Raw genomic sequence first — 18,441 nt, 5'->3', positions numbered from 1 at the left:
CCTCGCGCCCGATGCAGAAGCCGAGGGCACGACGCAGGATCGAACCGCTAGTCACTCAAGGCTTGTCCGTGCACTGCTCCGGCAGAGCAGCCAAGCCGCCTGGTGGTCCCGAGAGTCTGCGACGAGATCACCCGTTGCGCCGCTCGGCGCCGGCCGGCCAGACGACCTCGATGGGGAGGCCGAGGGCGCGAGCGTCCTCGACCACATCGGCTGTGCCGCCTCCTTTGGTGCCGGGAGGCATGCCGTCCCAGACGGCGACGAGCCGGTCGGCCCGACGCAGCAGTTCGTTGTTGGCGGCTTCGTAGGCTTCCCGGCCGGCTGTGTCATGGTCCATCACCACCACCTCGGCGGCTTCTGCCAAAAGCCGGTCGAATCGTGCGGCGTGCGGTTCTTTGACCTTGGTCTCTCGGTAGTCGCGTGAGGGGATCACGGCGACGAGGCGCCCGCCGGCGTCCAGGACAGCCTCGGCGAACAAGGAGTCCGACCCGGCGGCGATACAGGAGACGCCGACGAGTTCGCCGTCGGCCAACTCGTCCACGAGTTGGCCGAGTGCAGCTCTGACAAGGGGCACAGAAGCGTCGGTGAGGTCCATATGGCCGGTCACGGCAAGGATGGTCACGGTGTCCCCTGTCAGTCGGCGAGTTGCTCGCGGAGCCTAGCGCGCGCTTCTCGGACGGGTGCCGACGTTCCGTGGCCCACCGTGTAGGCGTACAGCTCGGCCATGCCCTCCCGGACGCGACCGGAGTGGACCCGCTCGGCGACGTCACAGGCTGCGTGGGTTTCGGCGACGGCCGCCGCGAGATTCCCGGACAGGAAGTAGACCTCGGCCAGGCCGAGGCGGTCCAACGCGTGTGATCTCCCCGCCTCCGGTCCTCGGCGAGCGAGCGCGGTGCGGATCTGCTCCTCGGCGTGTTCTGCATGGAGTCGCGGATCTTGCCGGGCCAATTCCAGATAGCGGCCGCCGGTGACCCCCGCCAGTTCCGCTTCATCGAAGTAGCTGATCCAGTAGGGCTCATCGAGCTCGGCATCGGCCAGCACGTGGCGGGCCTGTTCAGTAGCCCGGTTGAATGCCGCTGTCCTCCCCAGGGCGGCCAATGCCCACGCCTCTCGCGTAGAGAGCATCGCGCGCAGGCGTGGACCGGCTTCGCTGCGGACCCCGTCCTGTGCGAAACGAACGAGTTCCAGGGCGTCCGTCGGGCGGTTCGCGTAGAGCATCTGGCGGGCCATGCCCGCCAGGGTGTTGGCGCCCCAGAGACGGTCCCCAGCAGCGTGCGCGGCCCGAAGGCTGAGCCGGTAATAGTCCTGCGCCCGCCGTTGGAGCCCCGCATCCCACGCCATACCTGCCGCGGTGCCGGCCAGTTGGGCCATCACCGCGTGCAACCGCTGCTCAACGAGCGGGGCTTGGTGTTCCTGGAGCAGCGCGGTCACTTCCTGGAGCTGGCCGAGGACGGCCCGGCGCCGCAATCCGCCGCCGTACTTGTGGTTCCAGGTACGGAACGCTTTCGCCGTCTCCTCAAGCTGCTCAACGTCGCGGATTCCCAGCCGACCCGGGCGGGTTCGGCGCGATCCTGTCTCACCAGGCAGCATCCACCCTTCCAGCGAGTCCAGCAGGAGGGGCCCCGTCATCACTGTGGCGGCGACGGCTCGGGCCAGTCCGCGTCGGTTCATTGTCAGATCGACCCGCGTGAGTTGATCCGCCAGTTCGACTGTGTCGCCGTTCTGCCAGGGGCCGTCCATGCGAGCTGTCACCTCGGGAGTCTCAGAGCGGGCCGGATCGGCCTCCTCCGTTTCCCAGGGGCGGGCGGCGAGACCGATGAGCCGGCCGGGGATGTGCAGGCCGTCGGCGATGCGGCACAGCACGTCGTACGAGGCCACGCAGGCCTGCCCGTTCATGATGGTCGACACCTTGCCGGGTGTTAATCCGCACGCCAATGCGATGCGGTTCTGGGAGAGCCCACCGTGCTTCTTGAGGAGCTTGAACGCCTCGGCGAAGTCGTGTTCGCTCAGCGCCTGGCGGAGATCGTTCCTGGTCAGGATGTCCGTGGGAATCGGTGTGGCGTTCACGAGCCAGCTCCGGAGGTGTGCGGCGCCCCAGCTCCCAGGGCGGAACAGCGGTGTTACCGCCTCGGTAATCCCCGGCGGTCATGGTGACGAAACGGCGTGAGCGACACGCTACTCACAGGAACCGATCACCGAAACGGACTGGGGAATTCTCATGCTGAACCTGCCCCGTCGCGTGGGAACCTCGACCCGCGGGCCGCATCGTCAGGTCTGTGCCGATGAGGTGAACGGCCAGTGAGCCTCACGCAGGCGGACCGACGAGACACGCTGAACGACCACACCATCGAGTCGCCGTCAACGGCGACCTTCGACGCCCCGCGACCTCAGCAAGGCAGCTCGGCTGCCATCTGCGCGCGTCCGGTTGGCACGGGCGTAGCCGCCCTTCGTAGAGCGTCGGCGATGAGGTCGCACCTGCTCCTCCCTCGACGAGAGGAATGGGTCTCGTGACCAGGACGGCACATGCTGGTGTGGGCGCCACCCTCGTTGCTCCTGTACCGGCGTTGACTGACTCCATCTGCGACGAGCTCGCGGTGCGGATCTCCATCGGCGCGGGCACGGGCAGTGCCGTCGAAGGTGGTCTCGATGGTCAGTGGGTGGGGCGGCTTCGTCACATTGGCGCGGCGAAGCTGCGTTTGTGGGGGCTGGCTGCGCTGGTGGATGACGCGCAGCTTCTGATCAGTGAGCTGGTCACCAATGCCCTGCGGTACGGCAAGGGCGGTGAGGTCGAGTTCCGTCTGGTCATCACCTTGCGGGGGTTGTTGATCGCGGTGGACGACGGCTCGGCACACCGTCCGCGGTTGAGCGTGGCCGGCGCGGGTGACGAGACCGGTCGCGGGCTCTACCTCGTGGCGGCGTTCGCTGATGACTGGGGTGTGAGTCCCGACGGGCGGGCGACTTGGTGCACGCTGAGCGTTGCGGGGGCGAGCCGGTGACCGTTCGCACCCGTCGCCCCGTGACGCCAGGAGCCGGTACGAGGACCTGGTGGCCGACCGGTCCCGAGTCCGAGGAGCCAGCTGTTTCCCGGTGGCTGCCGCCGCTGGACGCGGCCGGTTTGACCGATGTGCTCGGCCTGCTGCGCCGCTGGGCGTGGACCGGCGCGGACAGCGAAGCCCTGCTGGACGACGTCGCGACAGCCCTGGACGACGTGGCTCCGTGCGAGGAGGACGTCGAGGAGATCGTCCAGCGGTTGCGCGGCCACCTGATGCGGCTGGTGGACATCGCGGTGTCCGCCCGGGTGTGGCAGACGTCGGCCTACGCCGACACCCTTATCCAGCGGGCGCGGGTGCTGCGGGCGGAGGAGATGCCCGACGACCACCGCCGTGCCGTTGCGCACCTGCGGCGCATGGCCTGGATCCTGGGTGACCTGCTGGACCAGCTCGTCACGCACGACTCCGTCAAGGGGGCGGCGTGACCACCACCGGCCGGGCCCGCTGCCGGCGCGCGCCCCGGCCGCCACCATCCCCCTGGCAGGCCCCGCCAAGGCCGGCCAGCAGACACCTCCGCCCGGTCTCTCCGCGCTGACGCGGTGGCCCAAGGTGCGGCTGAACAGCAAGTACGTCCCTCCCGGCCGTAGCAGGCCGACTTCACAACACACCGAAGGAGACAGACCCCGTGACGATCCTTGCCGAGGACACGTTGGTGGCCCAGGAAGCCGACCTGCTCGGCCGCCTCAAGGCCATCCTGGACGGCCACCCCGCCGGCGCCGCCTTCCGGCTCCTCCTGGCACCCGCCGACCTGCCGGTGGCCGACGACGAGGTCCTGGTCCAGGAGATCGACACGGACCGGGGCGTGGTGGAGCTGCACCCGCGCAAGCTCAGCGACGTCAACCTCGACGACGTGCTGCACGCCGCCCAGGTGATCGACCCGGCGGACCAGGCGCTCGCGCTCCACGCGGGCTCCCCGAGGGCCGAGTGGTGCAAGGACGAGGTCATCGACGGCCGTACCACCCACCTCTACATGCTGTGAAGCCTGTCATGCATCCCCCATCGCAGCGCGAAACGGCCTTCACCCTCTACACCCGCCTGAGCACCGCGGTCGTGCCGCGCCGCCGGCCCGGGCCGGAGATGGAACTCGCCCACCTGCCGCAGGCCTTCAACGAGGAGTGGATCGCCTCGTTGGCGATCCCTACCGAAGACAAGGTCCCCGGCCAGACGGTGGCGCTGGTCGACGCAACCGGCTTCCACCGCGAGGTGGCCGAGGAGGCTGTCGCCGCCGCCTACGCCCAGCGCCCGCGCACCCGGGTCTTCGAAAGCATCCACGCCCAGTCCGACGGCTGGTACAGCCTGCTTGCCCTCCGCCTGGCCGGATTGCTGCGCCGGCGGGTCATCGCCACCCTGTACGAGTCCCGCGCCGGAGACCTCAACCTCGGCGCCCACGACGACCAGTGGGACGGCGTCATCGTGCAGATCCGCGGGGCGAAGACCTGGCGGCTGTGGCCGCAACCGCACGGGCAGCCGCGCGAACTGCTGACCCGCGCCGGCGACGTACTCCTGCTGCCCCAGGGCGTCACCCATCAGGTCACGACCCCGGACTACTCCGTGCACCTCGTCCTCGCCGTGACCGACGAACCCCTCACCGCCACGGCCTCATGACGACCGCCCGCCGGCCCGATCCGAGTCCGGACCGGCGGGCGGTCCCCCACCCGACACGGACCGGACGGCTCTGGCACCCCCTGCCATCCGGCAGCGTCCATTTGACGCACAGCGCACACACCAAGAAGGAGAGCACTGGTGCCTGACATCCCCAGTACGACGAACGACATGGACCAACTGGATGACGGTGGGCGTCAGTTGCGTGACGCGATGGTACGGCGCCTGATCGAGTCCGATGCCGTCCGGGATCCCCGGGTCATCGCCGCCTTCCGCGCCGTGCCGCGGCACCTGGCCACCCCCGACGTGGAAGTGGCCAAGACGTACAACGCGGAGTTCGCGGCCGTGACCAAGACGGATGCGACCGGCGTGGACATCAGCTCGGTGTCGGCGCCGCGCGTCCAGGCCATGCAGATCGAGCAGGCCGGGATCGAGCCGGGGATGACGGTACTGGAGATCGGCTCCGGGGGTCCCAACGCCGCCTACCTCGCCGAGATGGTCGGCGACGCCGGCCGGGTCGTCACCATGGACATCGACTCTGAGGTGACGGATCGCGCGACGGCCTTCCTCGCGGCGACCGGCTATCGAAACGTCCGGGTCCTCACCGCCGACGCCGAGGATGGTGCCGCCGGCGACGGACCGTTCGACCGGATCGTCGTCACGGTGCAGGCCGCCGACATCCCTCCCGCCTGGGTCCGGCAGCTCAAGGACGGAGGCCGATTGGTCGTTCCGCTGCGGATGCGCGGCATGACACGCACCGTCGCGTTCGTCCGCGACGGCCACCGGCTGGTCAGCGACGGCTTCGAGCTGTGCGGCTTCGTCCCGATGCAAGGCGCCGGCCAGAACCGTGTCCAGCTCGCGGTCCTGCACGACGAGGAGGGCGAACAGATCGCCCTGCGCCTCGACGGGCACCCCGAGCCGGACACCAAGGCGCTCGCCGCGGCCTTGTTCACGCCGAGGGCAACGGCGTGGTCGGGAGTCACGCTGGGCGGCACGGAGTCCAACGAGCACCTGGACCTCTGGCTGACAACGGCGCTGGACAACCTGCCGTTGATGGCGGCGAAGCCCGGCGCGCGCAAGCGCGGACTGGTCACGTCCGCCTCCCCCCTCGGTGTCCCGACCCTCGTGGACGACGGCAGCTTCGCCTATCGCACGGTGCGGGCCACCGAGGCCGAAGACCGCTACGAGCTCGGCGCGATCGGACACGGCCCGCACGCGCAGCAACTCGCCGAGCGGCTGGCCTCCGAGATCCGGACCTGGGACCGCGAGCACCGCGGCGACCGCGCCCGCATCGAGGTTCACCCGGCGGCCACGCCGGACGAACAGCTTCCCGTAGGCCGCCGGATCGAACGGCGGCACACCCGGGTCACGATCACCTGGCCGTAGCCGCGTACCGGGCCCGCGGCCAGGCGGCACAGCACATCACCACCCACCCTTCAGGAGGAACGAGATGGCACAGCAGAACACCGGCACCGTCCTCAAGGCGGCGACGGACTACCGCACGGACAGCGACTTCGACCTCGACATCCAGACCATCGGCGCGGCCCCCGTGCTGGGCTCGCTGCTGAACGACACGAGTGACAACTGCACCTCCACCTGCCAGTCCGCCTGCGCCAACAGCACCTGCATCGGCGGCTGACGATCCCGGGGCCGGGCGGGGGTTTCCGCCCGGCCCCGGGGCCCGTAGAAGGAAGGAGGCACGATGTATCACGTGCTTGACGCCGGCATGATCCGGGCGTCGGTCATACCGATGGCGGCCACGGTGCCCTCCTGGCCCAGGGACTTCGCCGACACCGAGCAACTGCGCGAGTGGATGGGGCAGGTCTGGGCGGACGGCTTCCGGGCCGAGGCCATCACCCACGCCGCGCCCTCGCTCGCCCAGGCCGTCGGCAAGGCGCTCGGCGGCACCGCGCAACCGCCGCGCATCGCGAGCACCGCGCGTTCCCTGGCCCGGTATCTGCTGCGCATGCAGTACCGCGCCACCCCGTTCGGCCTGTTCGCGGGACCCACCACGATGAGCCTCGGGCCGAAGGCGTACGTCCGATGGGGCACGGAACACCGGGTGTTCGCCGAGGCGGACGCCGGGTGGCTGCACGAGATCATCAGGGCGCTGGAGGGCGACCACGCCGTACTCCGGGATCTGACCGTCGTCGCGGATCCGACCTGGGTCGCGCGGGGCGAGCGCATCGTCGTGTCCTGCCAACCCGGCAGTGACGGCCCGACGAGCACCAGCCTGCGGCGCACGCGGGCCGTCGAGAAGACCCTCGCGCTGACCCGTACTCCGATCCCCGTGCATGACCTCGTGGACAAGGTCCATGCGGACTACCCCGACACGCCCGTGTCCGCCATCGAGGCGATGGCTGCTGAACTGGTGGCCCACCACGTCCTACTGACCGGCCTTCGGCCGCCGATGACGACCGGGGACACGCTCGGCCACCTGGTTACCCAACTCGAACGCGTGGAGAGCGAATTACCCGGGCGGCTCAGTCGGATCCACGGCATGCTGCATCGCCACGACGCTGCCCGCCCTGACGATCAGGCCGGCCTTCGCGCGCAAGCAACCGCTGCGATATCCGGACTGGTGCCGACCACGAAGCGGCCTCTGGTGGTCAACACCCGGCCCGACGTCGAGATCGTGCTACCCGAACCGGTCGCGCGCGAGGCCGAGCAGGCGCTGAGGGTCATGGCCCGCATCACCCCGTATCCGAACGGCTCACCGGCCTGGAACGACTACCGCACCCGGTTCCTGGAGCGCTACAGCATGGGCACCGCCGTGCCGCTGCTGGACCTCACCGACCCCGACACCGGCCTCGGTCTTCCCGTCGGCTACCGGGGAAGTGTGCTGCCTCGCCCCGTTCTCGGCACGACACCGCGGGACGAGTACCTCCTCTCGCTCGCGCAAGACGCCGCGCTCACCGACCGGCGTGAGATCACCCTCACCGACGAGGACATCCAGGCCCTGTCCGCCGGAGAACCGGCCTACGTCCCGGCCCACGTCGAGCTGTGCTTCACCGTGCTCGCTCGATCCCAACACGACCTGGACGAGGGAACGTTTGCCCTGTCCACCGCGGGATTGTCGCTGGCCGCCGGTACGACCACCGGCCGGTTCTTGTGGACGCTGACGCCTGACGAGCTGGCCCGACGCACGGGTGTGTACAGGGGACTGCCGACGCTGACCGCCGGCGCGGTGCGCGCGCAGGTCTCGGCGCCCCCGATGAAGCAGCAGACGTACAACGTCGGGCGGGCCCCCGTGGCCGCGCCCGAGGTGATCGCCGTCGGCGAGCACAACCCGGCCGCCACCATTGAGCTGACCGACCTGGGCGTAGTGGCCGACGCCCGCCGCCTCTCCCTCGTGTCGCTGTCCACGGGCCGCGTCATCGAACCGTCGGTGATGAACGCGGTCGAACTCAGCCACGCCACCCACCCGCTGGTGCGTTTCCTGTGCGAGGTCCACCGCTCCCATACCGCCATCCTCGTCCCCTTCGCCTGGAGCGCCGCCGCCCGCCTTCCCTTCCTGCCCGAGGTCCGCCACGGCCGCACCATCCTGTCCGCCGCCTGCTGGCGGCTTCGCTCAAGGGACCTGGGCGACGACGGCAACTGGGCGATTCGGTTCACCAACTGGCGCATCACCTACGGCGTTCCCCGGACGGTCTATGCCGGTTCCGACGACCAGCTGCTCCGGCTCGATCTCGACCTGGCCGCCCACCGGGACCTGCTGCGGCAAGAGGTGAACCGCCGGCGCACCGTCGTGCTCCACGAAGCACCAGACGACGCCGCGTTCGGCTGGATCGGCCACGCCCACGAAGTGGTGCTGCCCTTCGCCGCCGACCAGCAACCCCAACCCGCGCCCGCCCGGCGCCGTGCTGTCGTGGCGCAGCACGGCGACGCGCGTGTCCCGGGCGGTTCGGATCAGGCGCTGGTGAAGCTGTACGGCACCGCGGCCCGCGCGCCGGAACTGCTGACCGGGCACCTCCCGCGTCTGCTCGCGGACTGGGGCGCCGACCCCGCCGCCTGGTTCGTGCGATACGCCGATCCCGAACCGCATGTACGGCTGCGACTGCGTCTCCCGGCCGGCGATTCGTTCGGCGCGGCGGTACGGAAGGTGGCGGACTGGGCCTCAGGGCTCCGGGAGCAGGGCGTGGTCCAGCGCGTGGCGTGGGACACCGACCACCCGGAGACGGGCCGGTATGGCACCGGCCTGGTGCTGGAGGCCGCGGAGGCGTACTTCGCCGCCGACTCCGCCGCAGCGCTCGCGCAGATGCTCATTGCCCCCGCCGACTACCAGCCAGCAGTGGCCGCGGCCTCGTTCGTGGACATCGCCATCGCCCTGCTGGGTTCCCGCCGGTCCGGACTGGACTGGCTGGCCCGCACCCTGCTGCGCACCGACGGCGACGCGCTGCCCCGGCACGTTCAGGCCCTCGCCATCCGGCTCACCCGCCCCGAAGCCCGCGCCGATCTCGCCGGACTCGCCGTGATGAAGGTGTGGGAAGTACGGCGTCATGCCCTGCTCCAGTACCGCGGGGCGCTGGAGAGATCCGGAGCTGATCCGACCGACGTACTGCCGTCCCTCCTGCACATGCACCACAACCGCGTCGCGGGCATCGACCCCGCAGCCGAAGCCCGCTGCCGCCGCACCGCCCGCGCGGCAGCCCTCTCCTGGACCGCCCGCCCCGAAGGAGCCCCGCGGTGACCGCAGCCCTACCAGTGATCGACACCACCTTGTCGTCCCGGCAGTCCCTCGCCCACGGCCCCCTCGGAGCCGCCCTGTTGTCCATCGAGCGGGCCCGTCGCAGCACCGACACCTGGGAGGCGGTGCACCAGCGCCTGTCCGACACCGGACCCGTGATCGACGGCCCGGACGCCAGCCTCTACCTCGGCGCCCCCGCGATGGCCTTCGTCCTGCACCTGGCCGCCGACGGCACCGGCCGGTACGCCGGAGCCCTCGACACGCTCGACGGCATCGTGGCCGCCCATGCCCGGCGGCGCCTGGCTGCCGCGCACGACCGTATCGACGCCGGCCGTCTCACCGAGTTCGCCGAGTACGACCTGTTCCGCGGCCTCACCGGAATCGGCGCCCTGCTGCTGCGCCGACAGCCGCGCGGACCGGAGACCAAGGCCGTCCTGGAGTATCTCGTCCGCCTGACCGAGCCGATCTCCGTCAACGGCGCTCCCCTGCCGGGGTGGTGGGTCGGCCACGCCCCGGCCAACAACAAGGCCGCTATGCCCGGCGGCCACGCCAACGCCGGCATGGCCCACGGCATCACCGGCCCGCTCGCACTCCTGGCCCTGGCGATGCGCGCCGGAACCATCGTGAACGGCCACGAGGCCGCCCTGCTGCGCATCTGCCGCTGGCTCGACGAGATACGCCAGCACGACCACCAGGGAGTCCGCTGGCCCCGCTGGATCAACCAGAACGGCCCCGCCCCGGCCCTGCCCGCCGCACCATCCTGGTGCTACGGCACACCGGGCCTGGCCCGCGCCCAACAACTCGCCGCCATCGTCACCGGCGACCACGACCGCAAACGGATGGCCGAACGCGCCCTGCTGCACTGCATGACCGACCCCCACCAGCTCAACCGGATCGGCAACCGGGGCCTGTGCCACGGCTTCGGCGGCATCCTTCGCACCGTGCTGCGCGTCGCCGAAGACGCCGACACACCAGACGCCTTCACCACCCGAATCGGCCTGCTCACCGGCAGATTCCTCACCGCCGGCACGCCCGAAGAGGACGGGTTCCTCGAAGGAAAGACCGGCGCGGCCCTCGCCTTCCAGGACGCCGAATCCAACGGCGCCGCCATACCCCAGGGGCACTGGGACTCCTGTCTGCTTCTCGCCTGACTCCGCTGATCGAAGGACGCCCGCCCATGGACCCGGACCACTGGCACCAGCACAACGTCGTCTTCATCGACCGCGAGAGCGGCAAGCGCGCCATCACCGAACGCCTCGGCCCGGCCCTGCTCGCGGCCGAGGAAGCCAAGCAGCTCGACGGCTGGTGGTTCATGAACAAGCAGCCCTGGCCGCTGCGTTACCGCGCCGCGCAGCCGTCACCGCTGGTCGAGTCGGTCCTGAGCGACCTCGTTGCCGACGGCACGGTGGCTTACTGGCAGTCCGGCATCTACGAGCCGGAGGCCACCGCCTTTGGCGGAGCCCTCGCCATGGACGCCGCCCACGACCTCTTCCACGAGGACAGCCGCCACCTGCTCACCTACCAACCCGGCCCCGGACACCTCGGCCGCCGCGAGACCACCGTCCTCCTGATCAGCGCCATGATGCGCGCCGCCAACCTGGACTGGTTCGAGCAGGGCGACGTATGGGCCAAGGCCGCCGCACTCCGGCCGACCACCCACTTCACACCGGAGCAGGCTGCCGCCCTCATGCCGGCGATGCGCGCCCTGATGACCGTCGACGCCTTCAGCCTGTGCCGAGCGGGCGGTCCGCTCCACCGGCACGGCGAGTGGGTGGCTGCCTTCGAACGAGCTGGAACGACCCTGGCCTACCTCGCATCCGACGGCGGCCTGTCGCGCGGTCTGCGCGCCGTCATCGCCCACCACGTGATCTTCCACGCCAACCGAGCCGGCCTCCCCCTGCACGACCAAAGCGCCCTGCTCACCACCGCACGAGAGGCGATCATGGGATCAAGCGACAACACCCCGTCGCCAGCTGAGGCCACGCCCAAAAAACCTCTAGCTTCGGAGCGGTGACCACCGCATCGTCGCCCTCAACCGGGCCGGGGCCGCACGACTCCGAAACGACCTGATCGACCCGATCCGCTACTCCGGATACGCCCGCACGCCCGCCGTAGAAACCGCGTTGCGCCCCGTCCCCTCGCCACCTGTTGGTGAACAGCTTCCGCTCATTCCCTCAGGTTGCCTCCGGCCGCGGATCCCGCGGGCACCGCGTCCTCCTTGCTCGCCGGCGGGGGCGGGGACTGGAACAGGGCGACGCAGCCCCCGGTGGCGCAGAGCAGCAGGGGAACGGCGAAGGCAAGGTGCGCGCCCATCGGGAGCAGGACTCCGACAGCGAATCCGGCCAGGCCGTAGCCGACTCCGTTAGCCGCGTACAGGGAGGAGAAGCCCGCGCTCCAGGCCGACTTGGGCAGGTCCTGCTGGAGGGACAGGGAGCGGGCGGTGAGCTGGGGTGCGGCGAACATCCCGGCCGCGACGACGCAGACGGCCACCACGGGGAGGCTGGGAATCAGCGCGGCGGGCAGCAGGACGGCGAGCAGCACCAGGAGCAGGGTGATCGCCTGGCGGTGGATACGGCCCGGCCACCGGCGCATGCCGTACGCCAGACCGCCCAGCAGGCTCGCGATGGAGTACCCGGTGAACAGCACACCGGCCAGGGACGCCGCCGAGCCGATGGAGTCCAGTGTGGGCGGCACCGCCGTGTCGAGCACGCCGCCGGCGAAGCCTCCGACCAGGCCGAGGCCGAGTGAGGGCAGTGCCGCGCGCCACAGCATGCGGCCGAGCGCCGTGCTGGACGGCCGCTCGTCACCGGTGGCGGGCGGGGCGGTCGGAAGCCGCAGCGCGGTGAGTCCCGCGGTCGCCGCCAGCAGGGCAATGACGGCGAGTGCCGGCCGCGCGTCGGCGAGCGCGACCAGGCCGGCCGCACCCGCCGGCGCGACCGTCCAGGCCAGTTCCAGCAAGGTGGTGTCCAGGCTCATCGCCGGGTGCAGCAGCCGCTGGTTCATCAGCATCGCCGCCTCGGTGATCGCCAGCGCACCGGCGGGCAGTGCCCGCCTGCTATCGAAGCGGCAACGGGCGGTTGCCCGTCCCCCGTTCCTCAAACCGGCCGGATGTCCTCCGACAGCCAGTTCCGGCCGGAGTGTTCCGGGTGAAGCCGGGTACTCGCTGGCCGGCACATCAGTGTCGGCACACCGGGGAACGACCGACGACGGGTGACACCTTCATGAACCACCGCTCACGGCTCGCACGGCAGGTACAGCGGGCCACAACGAGGTGCCCGCCCCGGGAGATACCCCGCCGGTTGTGCGCCGTGCTGGCCGACGGGCTGCCGGTCGACGCGGTGACCCTCTCGCTGCTCACCGACACCCCCGCGCGCCAACTGCTGTGCGCGTCCAACGACATGGCGATCGCGCTGGAAGAGGTGCAGTTCACCGTCGCGGAAGGACCGTGCATCACCGCGGCGGCCACCGGCGAGACCGTGCACCTGACCGAACTGGCCGCAGAGACCGAACGCTGGCCCCTGTTCGTGACCGCGCTGCGCGAGAAGCAGCCGGAGATCGGGGCCGTCCACGCCTTCCCGATGTGGCTGGGGGACTACGTCCTCGGCGCGATGGACCTCGCCTGCCGCGACCCGGCGGGCATGCCCGCCGAAGCGATCGAGGAGGCCGTCGGCGCCGTCGAGGCCACGTCCGCGGCCCTCGTACCCGCTCAGCGCCTGCTCCTGGAGGAGGACGAGCATCCGCCCTGGGAGCCCGCCGACGTCATCGGCGCCCACTGGTCCACCACCCACCGGGCCGTCGGCGTCGTGGCGGCCCGCCAGATGACCACCCCGGACAACGCCCTGGCCCTCATGCGGGCCCGCGCCTTCGCCACCGGCCAGACACTCGCGGAGATCACCGCCGACATCCTCTCGCCCTGAGCCAGGTGCGTTCGAGATCGCATTGAGGCTCTGACCAGGCAATGAGTGGCACCGACGAAAACGGAGATGCGCGCAGTAGCGGTGCCGCCACTGATACGCCGGATCTGTCCGCCCGCCGGACGAGCGGCTTCAGGTCGAGGGCGGCTCACCTTGACGCACTCCGCGACCGAAAAAGCTGCAGACAGCCGATCCGAGCATCCCTCCGCGCATCGGCTTGACCAAGGAGCAACAGCATGGCGAATGAGAAGTCCGGCAGCACCGCACGGCACGACCGGTCGGTGCCGGATCCGGTCGCGGAGCAGGCAGGATGGGACGAGGTCGATGTCCGGGCGGTCGACACCGTGCGGCTGCTCGCGGCCGACGCCGTCCAGAAGGTCGGCAACGGTCACCCGGGCACGGCGATGAGCCTGGCGCCGCTGGCGTACCTGCTGTTCCAGAACGTCATGCGGCACGACCCGGCCGACGACCGGTGGCTGGGCCGGGACCGGTTCGTGCTGTCCTGCGGGCATTCGAGCCTGACCCTGTACATCCAGCTCTACCTGGCCGGCTTCGGCCTGGAGCTGTCCGACATCGAGGCGTACCGCACCTGGGACTCGGCCACACCCGGGCACCCCGAGCACCGGCACACCCGCGGTGTGGAGATCACCACCGGACCGCTGGGCCAGGGCCTGGCCAGCGCGGTCGGCATGGCGATGGCGGCACGGCGCGAGCGCGGCCTGCTCGACCCGGACGCCGAGGCCGGGACCAGCCCGTTCGACCACCACGTCTACGTGATCGCCTCCGACGGGGACATGATGGAAGGCGTCACCGGCGAGGCAGCGTCCCTGGCCGGCCACCAGGAGCTCGGCGACCTCATCGTGTTCTACGACTCCAACCACATCTCGATCGAGGACGACACCGACGTCTCCTTCAGCGAGGACGTCCCGGCCCGCTACGCCGCGTACGGCTGGCACGTGCAGACCGTGGACTGGACCTCGACGGGCAGCTACGTCGAGGACGTCGACGCCCTGCTGGCGGCCACCCGGTCGGCCAGGGAGGAGACCGGCCGCCCCTCGCTGATCATGCTCCGCACCCTGATCGGCTGGCCGGCGCCGAACAAGCAGAACACCGGCAAGGCGCACGGTTCCGCGCTGGGCGAGGACGAGGTCGCCGCCACCAAGGCGCTGCTCGGCTTCGACCCCGAGCAGCACTTCACCGTCGAGGACGAGGTACTGGCCCGCACCCGGCAGGCCGCCGACCGCGGGCGGCAGGCGCACGCCGAGTGGGACGAGAGGTTCGCGGCCTGGCGGACCGCGAACCCCGAGCGCGCCGCGCTGCTGGACCGCCTCCAGGAGCAGCGACTGCCCGACGGCTGGACCGACGCGCTGCCGGCCTTCCCCGCCGACACCAAGGGCATGGCCACCCGGGCGGCCTCCGGCAAGATCCTGAGCGCGCTGGCGCCGGTCCTGCCGGAGCTGTGGGGCGGCTCGGCCGACCTCGCCTCCAGCAACAACACCACCATGGACGACGAGCCCTCGTTCGTGCCGTCCGACCGGCAGACCAAGGACTGGAAGGGCGGCCCCTACGGGCGCACGCTGCACTTCGGCATCCGCGAGCACGCCATGGGCGCGATCCTGGGCGGCATCGCCCTGCAGAGCCTGACCCGGCCCTACGCCGGCACCTTCCTGACCTTCTCCGACTACATGCGCCCCGCGGTACGGCTCGCCGCCCTGATGCAACTGCCGGCCACCTACGTCTGGACCCACGACTCCATCGGGCTCGGCGAGGACGGCCCCACCCACCAGCCCGTGGAGCACCTGGCCGCGCTGCGCGCCATCCCAGGCCTCGACGTGGTGCGTCCCGCCGACGCCAACGAGACCACCGCCTGCTGGCAGGCCATCCTGGAGCACGGCGACCGTCCCGCCGGGCTGGTCCTGTCCCGGCAGAACCTGCCGGTCCTTAACCGCGACAACGGCGAACACGCCCCCGCCGAAGGAGCGGCCCGCGGCGCATACGTCCTCGCGGACCCGGCCGGCGGCGCGGCGCCCGAGGTGATCCTGGTCGCCACCGGCTCCGAGGTACAGATCGCCCTGGACGCCCGTACCCTGCTGGCCGCCGACCGCCTGGCGGTGCGGGTCGTGTCGATGCCCTGCCGGGAATGGTTCGCCGCCCAGCCGGCGGAGTACCAGGACCACGTCCTGCCGCCGGACGTACGGGCCCGGGTCAGTGTGGAGGCCGCCATCGGACAGGGCTGGCGCGACGTGGTCGGCGACGCCGGGCGCATCGTCAGCCTGGAGCACTACGGCGCCTCCGCCGACTACCAGCGCCTCTACACCGAGTTCGGCATCACCCCGGAGGCGGTGGCCGCCGCCGCCCGCGACAGCATCCACGACACCCAGCAGGCGCCACGGCCCGGTGGCCACCAGCAGACCGCAGCCCCCACCGCGGGCGGCACCGGCGACCGCCCCTGACCGTCCGGCTGTGCCCCCGCCGGAGGCCGGCTCGCCGAGGGCTGGTCCCGGGGGTGGCCGCGTTCGGAGCGCTAGGCCTTTCTGTGGCGGTTCTTGGTGGGGGCTCCCTGGTCGGGGTCGTCATCGATGGTCTGCCACGTTCTGCCGCGCTGTGCTCCGCCGGACTCGGCGGGATTGACGGCAGGGGGCGGTCCTGGCGAGCGGCGGGACCGCGTCCGGCGGCTGCCGTACCAGAAGCCGCCGAGCAGGACCGCTGCCACGATCACCGCGGCAAGGAGGAGGAGCAGGGTCGAGGACCCGGAGCCGGCCGCTAGGTGGGAGGTCGTCATATGGATCAACGCGCCTTTCCGTTGACGGACGTCACGTTCGAGCTGGTAGGACTTGACGTCGGTGGTCGGCACAGCGGCTCCGTCACGCGGATGCCCTGCCGGGGAGATCGTCGCCGTGATCCCGACGACTCCTGCACGGGTCCCCCGGACAGTTGGCTCTACACCTCGAAATCCGCTTCTCCGGTAATGAGCTCCCGGGCAGAGGCCGCCCGTGGCGGTGGGAGAGGTGCTGGTGAGGGCGGTGCCGTGGGGTAGGCCGTTGAGAGGCGGTGCATAGCCTGCGTGAACCGGACGAGTGGTCACGGGACGCCTGGCGGGTCCTACCCATACGAAGGAGCTGTTGCTCGATGGTGGCGTCAGTACCGGAAGACCGGGACCGTCTCACAGGAGACCTCGTCGTGGCGCGGGAGGTGTTCGAGCAGGCGCCGGCCGCCCTCGCGGGCATGGCGGGACCCGAGCACCTGATCGTGGCGGTCAACGCCGCCTATAGAGCCATGATCGGGCGACAGGAGATGGTCGGCTCCACGGCGGCGGCCCTATACCCCGAAGCGGTGCTGCAGGGGATCGTCCCGCTGTTCGACCGGGTCTACGCCACCGGTGTCGCCGAGACGAAGAAGGCGTGGCGGATGCAGATCACCTCGGACGCGGGGTTGCAGGAGTTCTTCTTCGACTTCACCCTCCAGCCGTGGTTCGAGCCTGACGGGGCGGTTGCCGGGGTGATCGTCCATCTCGTGGATGTCAGCGAGCAGATCGTGGCGCAACAGGCGGCGGAAGCCCGGGCGGTGGCAGCCGAGGCCCGCTATGAGCAGGCCCGTTCCACCCTGGCCGCCCTGCAGGAGGCGCTGCTGCCGGCCACCTTGCCGCTGCTGCCGGAACTCGACCTCGCGGCGCGCTACGTGCTGGCGGAGGCCGACACCGCGGCCGGCGGTGACTGGTACGACACCGTAGTGCTGCCCGACGGACGCGTCGCCCTGGTAGTGGGGGACGTCGTCGGCCACGGCGTCCAGGCTTCGGCCGTCATGGGCCAGCTCCGGTCGGTGGTCCAGGAACGCCTCCGGGCCGGCTGCACCCCGGCCCAGGCCCTGCAGGCCGCCGACGCCCATGCCCGGCACGTACCCGGCGCCCAGGCCGCCACCTGCTGCATCACCCTCGCCGATCCCGCCGACGGGCACCTGCGGTACGCCAGCGCCGGCCACCCGCCCCCACTGCTCATCGCGCCCGACGGCAGCACCGGCTTCCTGCCCGCGACCGGGCAGGGCCCGCTGGCCACCGGCGCCGTCTACACCGACACCGAAGCCCGGCTGCCCCAGGGCGGGACGGTGCTGCTCTATTCCGACGGCATCGTCGAACGCCCCGGCCTCACCCCCGAACAGGGCCGTCAGGAACTGCGGCGCACCGCGGGCGCCGCAGCCGTCGACCAGCTCATGCCGCACAACAGCCCGCACGCGACCGCCGAACGGACCGTGGTGCAGACCCTGGAGGTGCTGCTGCGCGACAACGGGCACAGCGACGACGTCACCCTGCTGGCCGCCCACCGCCGGCCCGGTCCCGAAGCCTTGGAGCTGACACTGCCCGCCGAGGTGGACAGCGTGCGGGCGGTCCAGTTCGAGCTGGGCCAGTGGCTGGTCGGGGTCGGCTGCGGCAGCGACGACGAGTCCGCGCTCCAGCACGCGGTGGTCGAACTGGTCACCAACACCGTCGACCACGCCTACACCGGCCGGCGGCCGTCCGGCACGCCACGCGAGGTCACGGTCCGCGCCCGGCTCACCGCCGACGGCACCGCACACATCGACGTCACCGACCACGGCCGATGGTCGGACACCGACCAGCCCGACCCCTACCGCGGGCGCGGCCTGTCCATGGTGGAGATGTTCACCGACACCTTCACCATCGACAAGGGCACCGAATCGGGGCCGGGCAGCACCGTGACGATCACGCGCACCCTGCACCGCCCGGCCGCCCTCACTCAAGGCACCACCCCCGCTGATCCCCGGCACCACACCCTGAGCATTGACGCCGACCCCGACACACCGGGACTGGTGCACGCACGCGGCACCGCCGACACCACGACCGCGCAGCACCTGACCGACACCTTGATGACTACCTCCCGCGGCGGCACCCTCCCGCTGACCCTCGACCTGGCTGAGGTCACCCACCTGGCCAGCGCCGCCGTCCAGGCCCTGCACCGCGCCACAACCGTCTTCGACCAGCACGGCCAACCACTCACCCTGCACGCCCCGCGCGGATCCGTGGCCGCCGCCGTCCTGGACCTGGCCGCCCTGCCCTATCGCACCGATCCTCCACCCACGGCCGACCGAGCCCGATGACGACCCCGGTCCAGGGAGACGGAGCGGTGCGCCTACCGGGCCACGAGAGCTGACGTCGCACGACACCGGCTGATTTTCCCCG

General features: G+C 71.1%; 16 protein-coding genes. 12 read left to right on the top strand and 4 right to left on the bottom strand.

Going from position 1 to position 18,441, the window contains the following annotated elements:
* Positions 1-127 precede the first annotated feature (127 nt).
* A complete protein-coding gene (locus V2S66_RS16165) occupies positions 128-619 on the bottom strand; it encodes a hypothetical protein (RefSeq protein WP_330795992.1) in 492 nt (163 codons plus the stop codon).
* 11 nt (positions 620-630) lie between these two features.
* Complete coding sequence (locus V2S66_RS16160; protein WP_330795990.1) at positions 631-2,064, bottom strand: helix-turn-helix domain-containing protein; 1,434 nt, start codon at positions 2,062-2,064, stop codon at positions 631-633.
* Positions 2,065-2,504: 440 nt separating this feature from the next.
* On the opposite strand from V2S66_RS16160, the gene V2S66_RS16155 reads away from it, so the two are divergent.
* From V2S66_RS16155 to V2S66_RS16115, 9 genes are all read left to right on the top strand, one after another.
* On the top strand, positions 2,505-2,993 hold the full coding sequence (locus V2S66_RS16155) for an ATP-binding protein (protein WP_330795988.1): 489 nt from the start codon (positions 2,505-2,507) through the stop codon (positions 2,991-2,993).
* A 20-nt stretch (positions 2,994-3,013) separates the two neighbouring features.
* Positions 3,014-3,472 (top strand): DUF6415 family natural product biosynthesis protein, encoded by a 459-nt coding sequence (locus tag V2S66_RS16150; RefSeq protein ID WP_330795986.1) that lies wholly within the window; start codon positions 3,014-3,016, stop codon positions 3,470-3,472.
* Positions 3,473-3,672: 200 nt separating this feature from the next.
* Entirely contained in the window at positions 3,673-4,026 is a 354-nt protein-coding gene (locus V2S66_RS16145) for a hypothetical protein (protein ID WP_330795984.1), read from the top strand.
* 8 nt (positions 4,027-4,034) lie between these two features.
* Entirely contained in the window at positions 4,035-4,652 is a 618-nt protein-coding gene (locus V2S66_RS16140; protein ID WP_330795982.1) for a JmjC domain-containing protein, read from the top strand.
* Between the two features lie 138 nt (positions 4,653-4,790).
* A complete protein-coding gene (gene fxlM, locus V2S66_RS16135; RefSeq protein ID WP_330795980.1) occupies positions 4,791-6,035 on the top strand; it encodes a methyltransferase, FxLD system in 1,245 nt (414 codons plus the stop codon).
* Between the two features lie 64 nt (positions 6,036-6,099).
* Positions 6,100-6,288, top strand: coding sequence for an FxLD family lanthipeptide (locus V2S66_RS16130; protein WP_330795977.1), 189 nt, complete (start codon positions 6,100-6,102; stop codon positions 6,286-6,288).
* Between the two features lie 63 nt (positions 6,289-6,351).
* A complete protein-coding gene (locus V2S66_RS16125) occupies positions 6,352-9,339 on the top strand; it encodes a lantibiotic dehydratase (RefSeq protein ID WP_330795975.1) in 2,988 nt (995 codons plus the stop codon).
* On the top strand, positions 9,336-10,487 hold the full coding sequence (locus V2S66_RS16120) for a lanthionine synthetase C family protein (RefSeq protein ID WP_330795973.1): 1,152 nt from the start codon (positions 9,336-9,338) through the stop codon (positions 10,485-10,487). The genes V2S66_RS16125 and V2S66_RS16120 overlap by 4 nt, the downstream gene beginning before the upstream one ends.
* A 26-nt stretch (positions 10,488-10,513) precedes the next feature.
* Complete coding sequence (locus tag V2S66_RS16115) at positions 10,514-11,350, top strand: thiopeptide-type bacteriocin biosynthesis protein (RefSeq protein WP_330795971.1); 837 nt, start codon at positions 10,514-10,516, stop codon at positions 11,348-11,350.
* 152 nt (positions 11,351-11,502) lie between these two features.
* Here V2S66_RS16115 and V2S66_RS16110 read toward each other — a convergent pair whose 3' ends face one another.
* Complete coding sequence (locus tag V2S66_RS16110) at positions 11,503-12,345, bottom strand: MFS transporter (RefSeq protein WP_330795969.1); 843 nt, start codon at positions 12,343-12,345, stop codon at positions 11,503-11,505.
* Between the two features lie 290 nt (positions 12,346-12,635).
* Between V2S66_RS16110 and V2S66_RS16105 the strand changes: the two genes are divergently transcribed.
* Positions 12,636-13,253, top strand: a complete 618-nt coding sequence (locus V2S66_RS16105; protein ID WP_330795967.1) for a GAF domain-containing protein — start codon at positions 12,636-12,638, stop codon at positions 13,251-13,253.
* Between the two features lie 233 nt (positions 13,254-13,486).
* On the top strand, positions 13,487-15,703 hold the full coding sequence (gene tkt, locus V2S66_RS16100; RefSeq protein WP_330795964.1) for a transketolase: 2,217 nt from the start codon (positions 13,487-13,489) through the stop codon (positions 15,701-15,703).
* A 71-nt stretch (positions 15,704-15,774) separates the two neighbouring features.
* Here the strand turns inward: tkt and V2S66_RS16095 are convergent, their stop codons facing one another.
* Entirely contained in the window at positions 15,775-16,032 is a 258-nt protein-coding gene (locus tag V2S66_RS16095) for a DUF6479 family protein (RefSeq protein ID WP_330795962.1), read from the bottom strand.
* A 398-nt stretch (positions 16,033-16,430) separates the two neighbouring features.
* Between V2S66_RS16095 and V2S66_RS16090 the strand changes: the two genes are divergently transcribed.
* Positions 16,431-18,359 (top strand): SpoIIE family protein phosphatase, encoded by a 1,929-nt coding sequence (locus tag V2S66_RS16090; protein WP_330795959.1) that lies wholly within the window; start codon positions 16,431-16,433, stop codon positions 18,357-18,359.
* Positions 18,360-18,441: the final 82 nt, after the last annotated feature.

The sequence above is a fragment of the Actinacidiphila polyblastidii genome (assembly GCF_036353415.1).
Classification (GTDB): domain Bacteria; phylum Actinomycetota; class Actinomycetes; order Streptomycetales; family Streptomycetaceae; genus Actinacidiphila; species Actinacidiphila polyblastidii.
This window is presented reverse-complemented; position numbering and strand designations above follow the sequence as displayed.

Bases quoted from the DNA above. Each gene is read 5' to 3' on its own strand.
- V2S66_RS16140 (WP_330795982.1), top strand. From the start codon at position 4,035: ATGCATCCCCCATCGCAGCGCGAAACGGCCTTCACCCTCTACACCCGC.
- V2S66_RS16130 (WP_330795977.1), top strand. From the start codon at position 6,100: ATGGCACAGCAGAACACCGGCACCGTCCTCAAGGCGGCGACGGACTAC.
- V2S66_RS16125 (WP_330795975.1), top strand. From the start codon at position 6,352: ATGTATCACGTGCTTGACGCCGGCATGATCCGGGCGTCGGTCATACCG.
- V2S66_RS16115 (WP_330795971.1), top strand. From the start codon at position 10,514: ATGGACCCGGACCACTGGCACCAGCACAACGTCGTCTTCATCGACCGC.
- V2S66_RS16110 (WP_330795969.1), bottom strand. From the start codon at position 12,345: ATGCTGATGAACCAGCGGCTGCTGCACCCGGCGATGAGCCTGGACACC.
- tkt (WP_330795964.1), top strand. From the start codon at position 13,487: ATGGCGAATGAGAAGTCCGGCAGCACCGCACGGCACGACCGGTCGGTG.
- V2S66_RS16095 (WP_330795962.1), bottom strand. From the start codon at position 16,032: ATGACGACCTCCCACCTAGCGGCCGGCTCCGGGTCCTCGACCCTGCTC.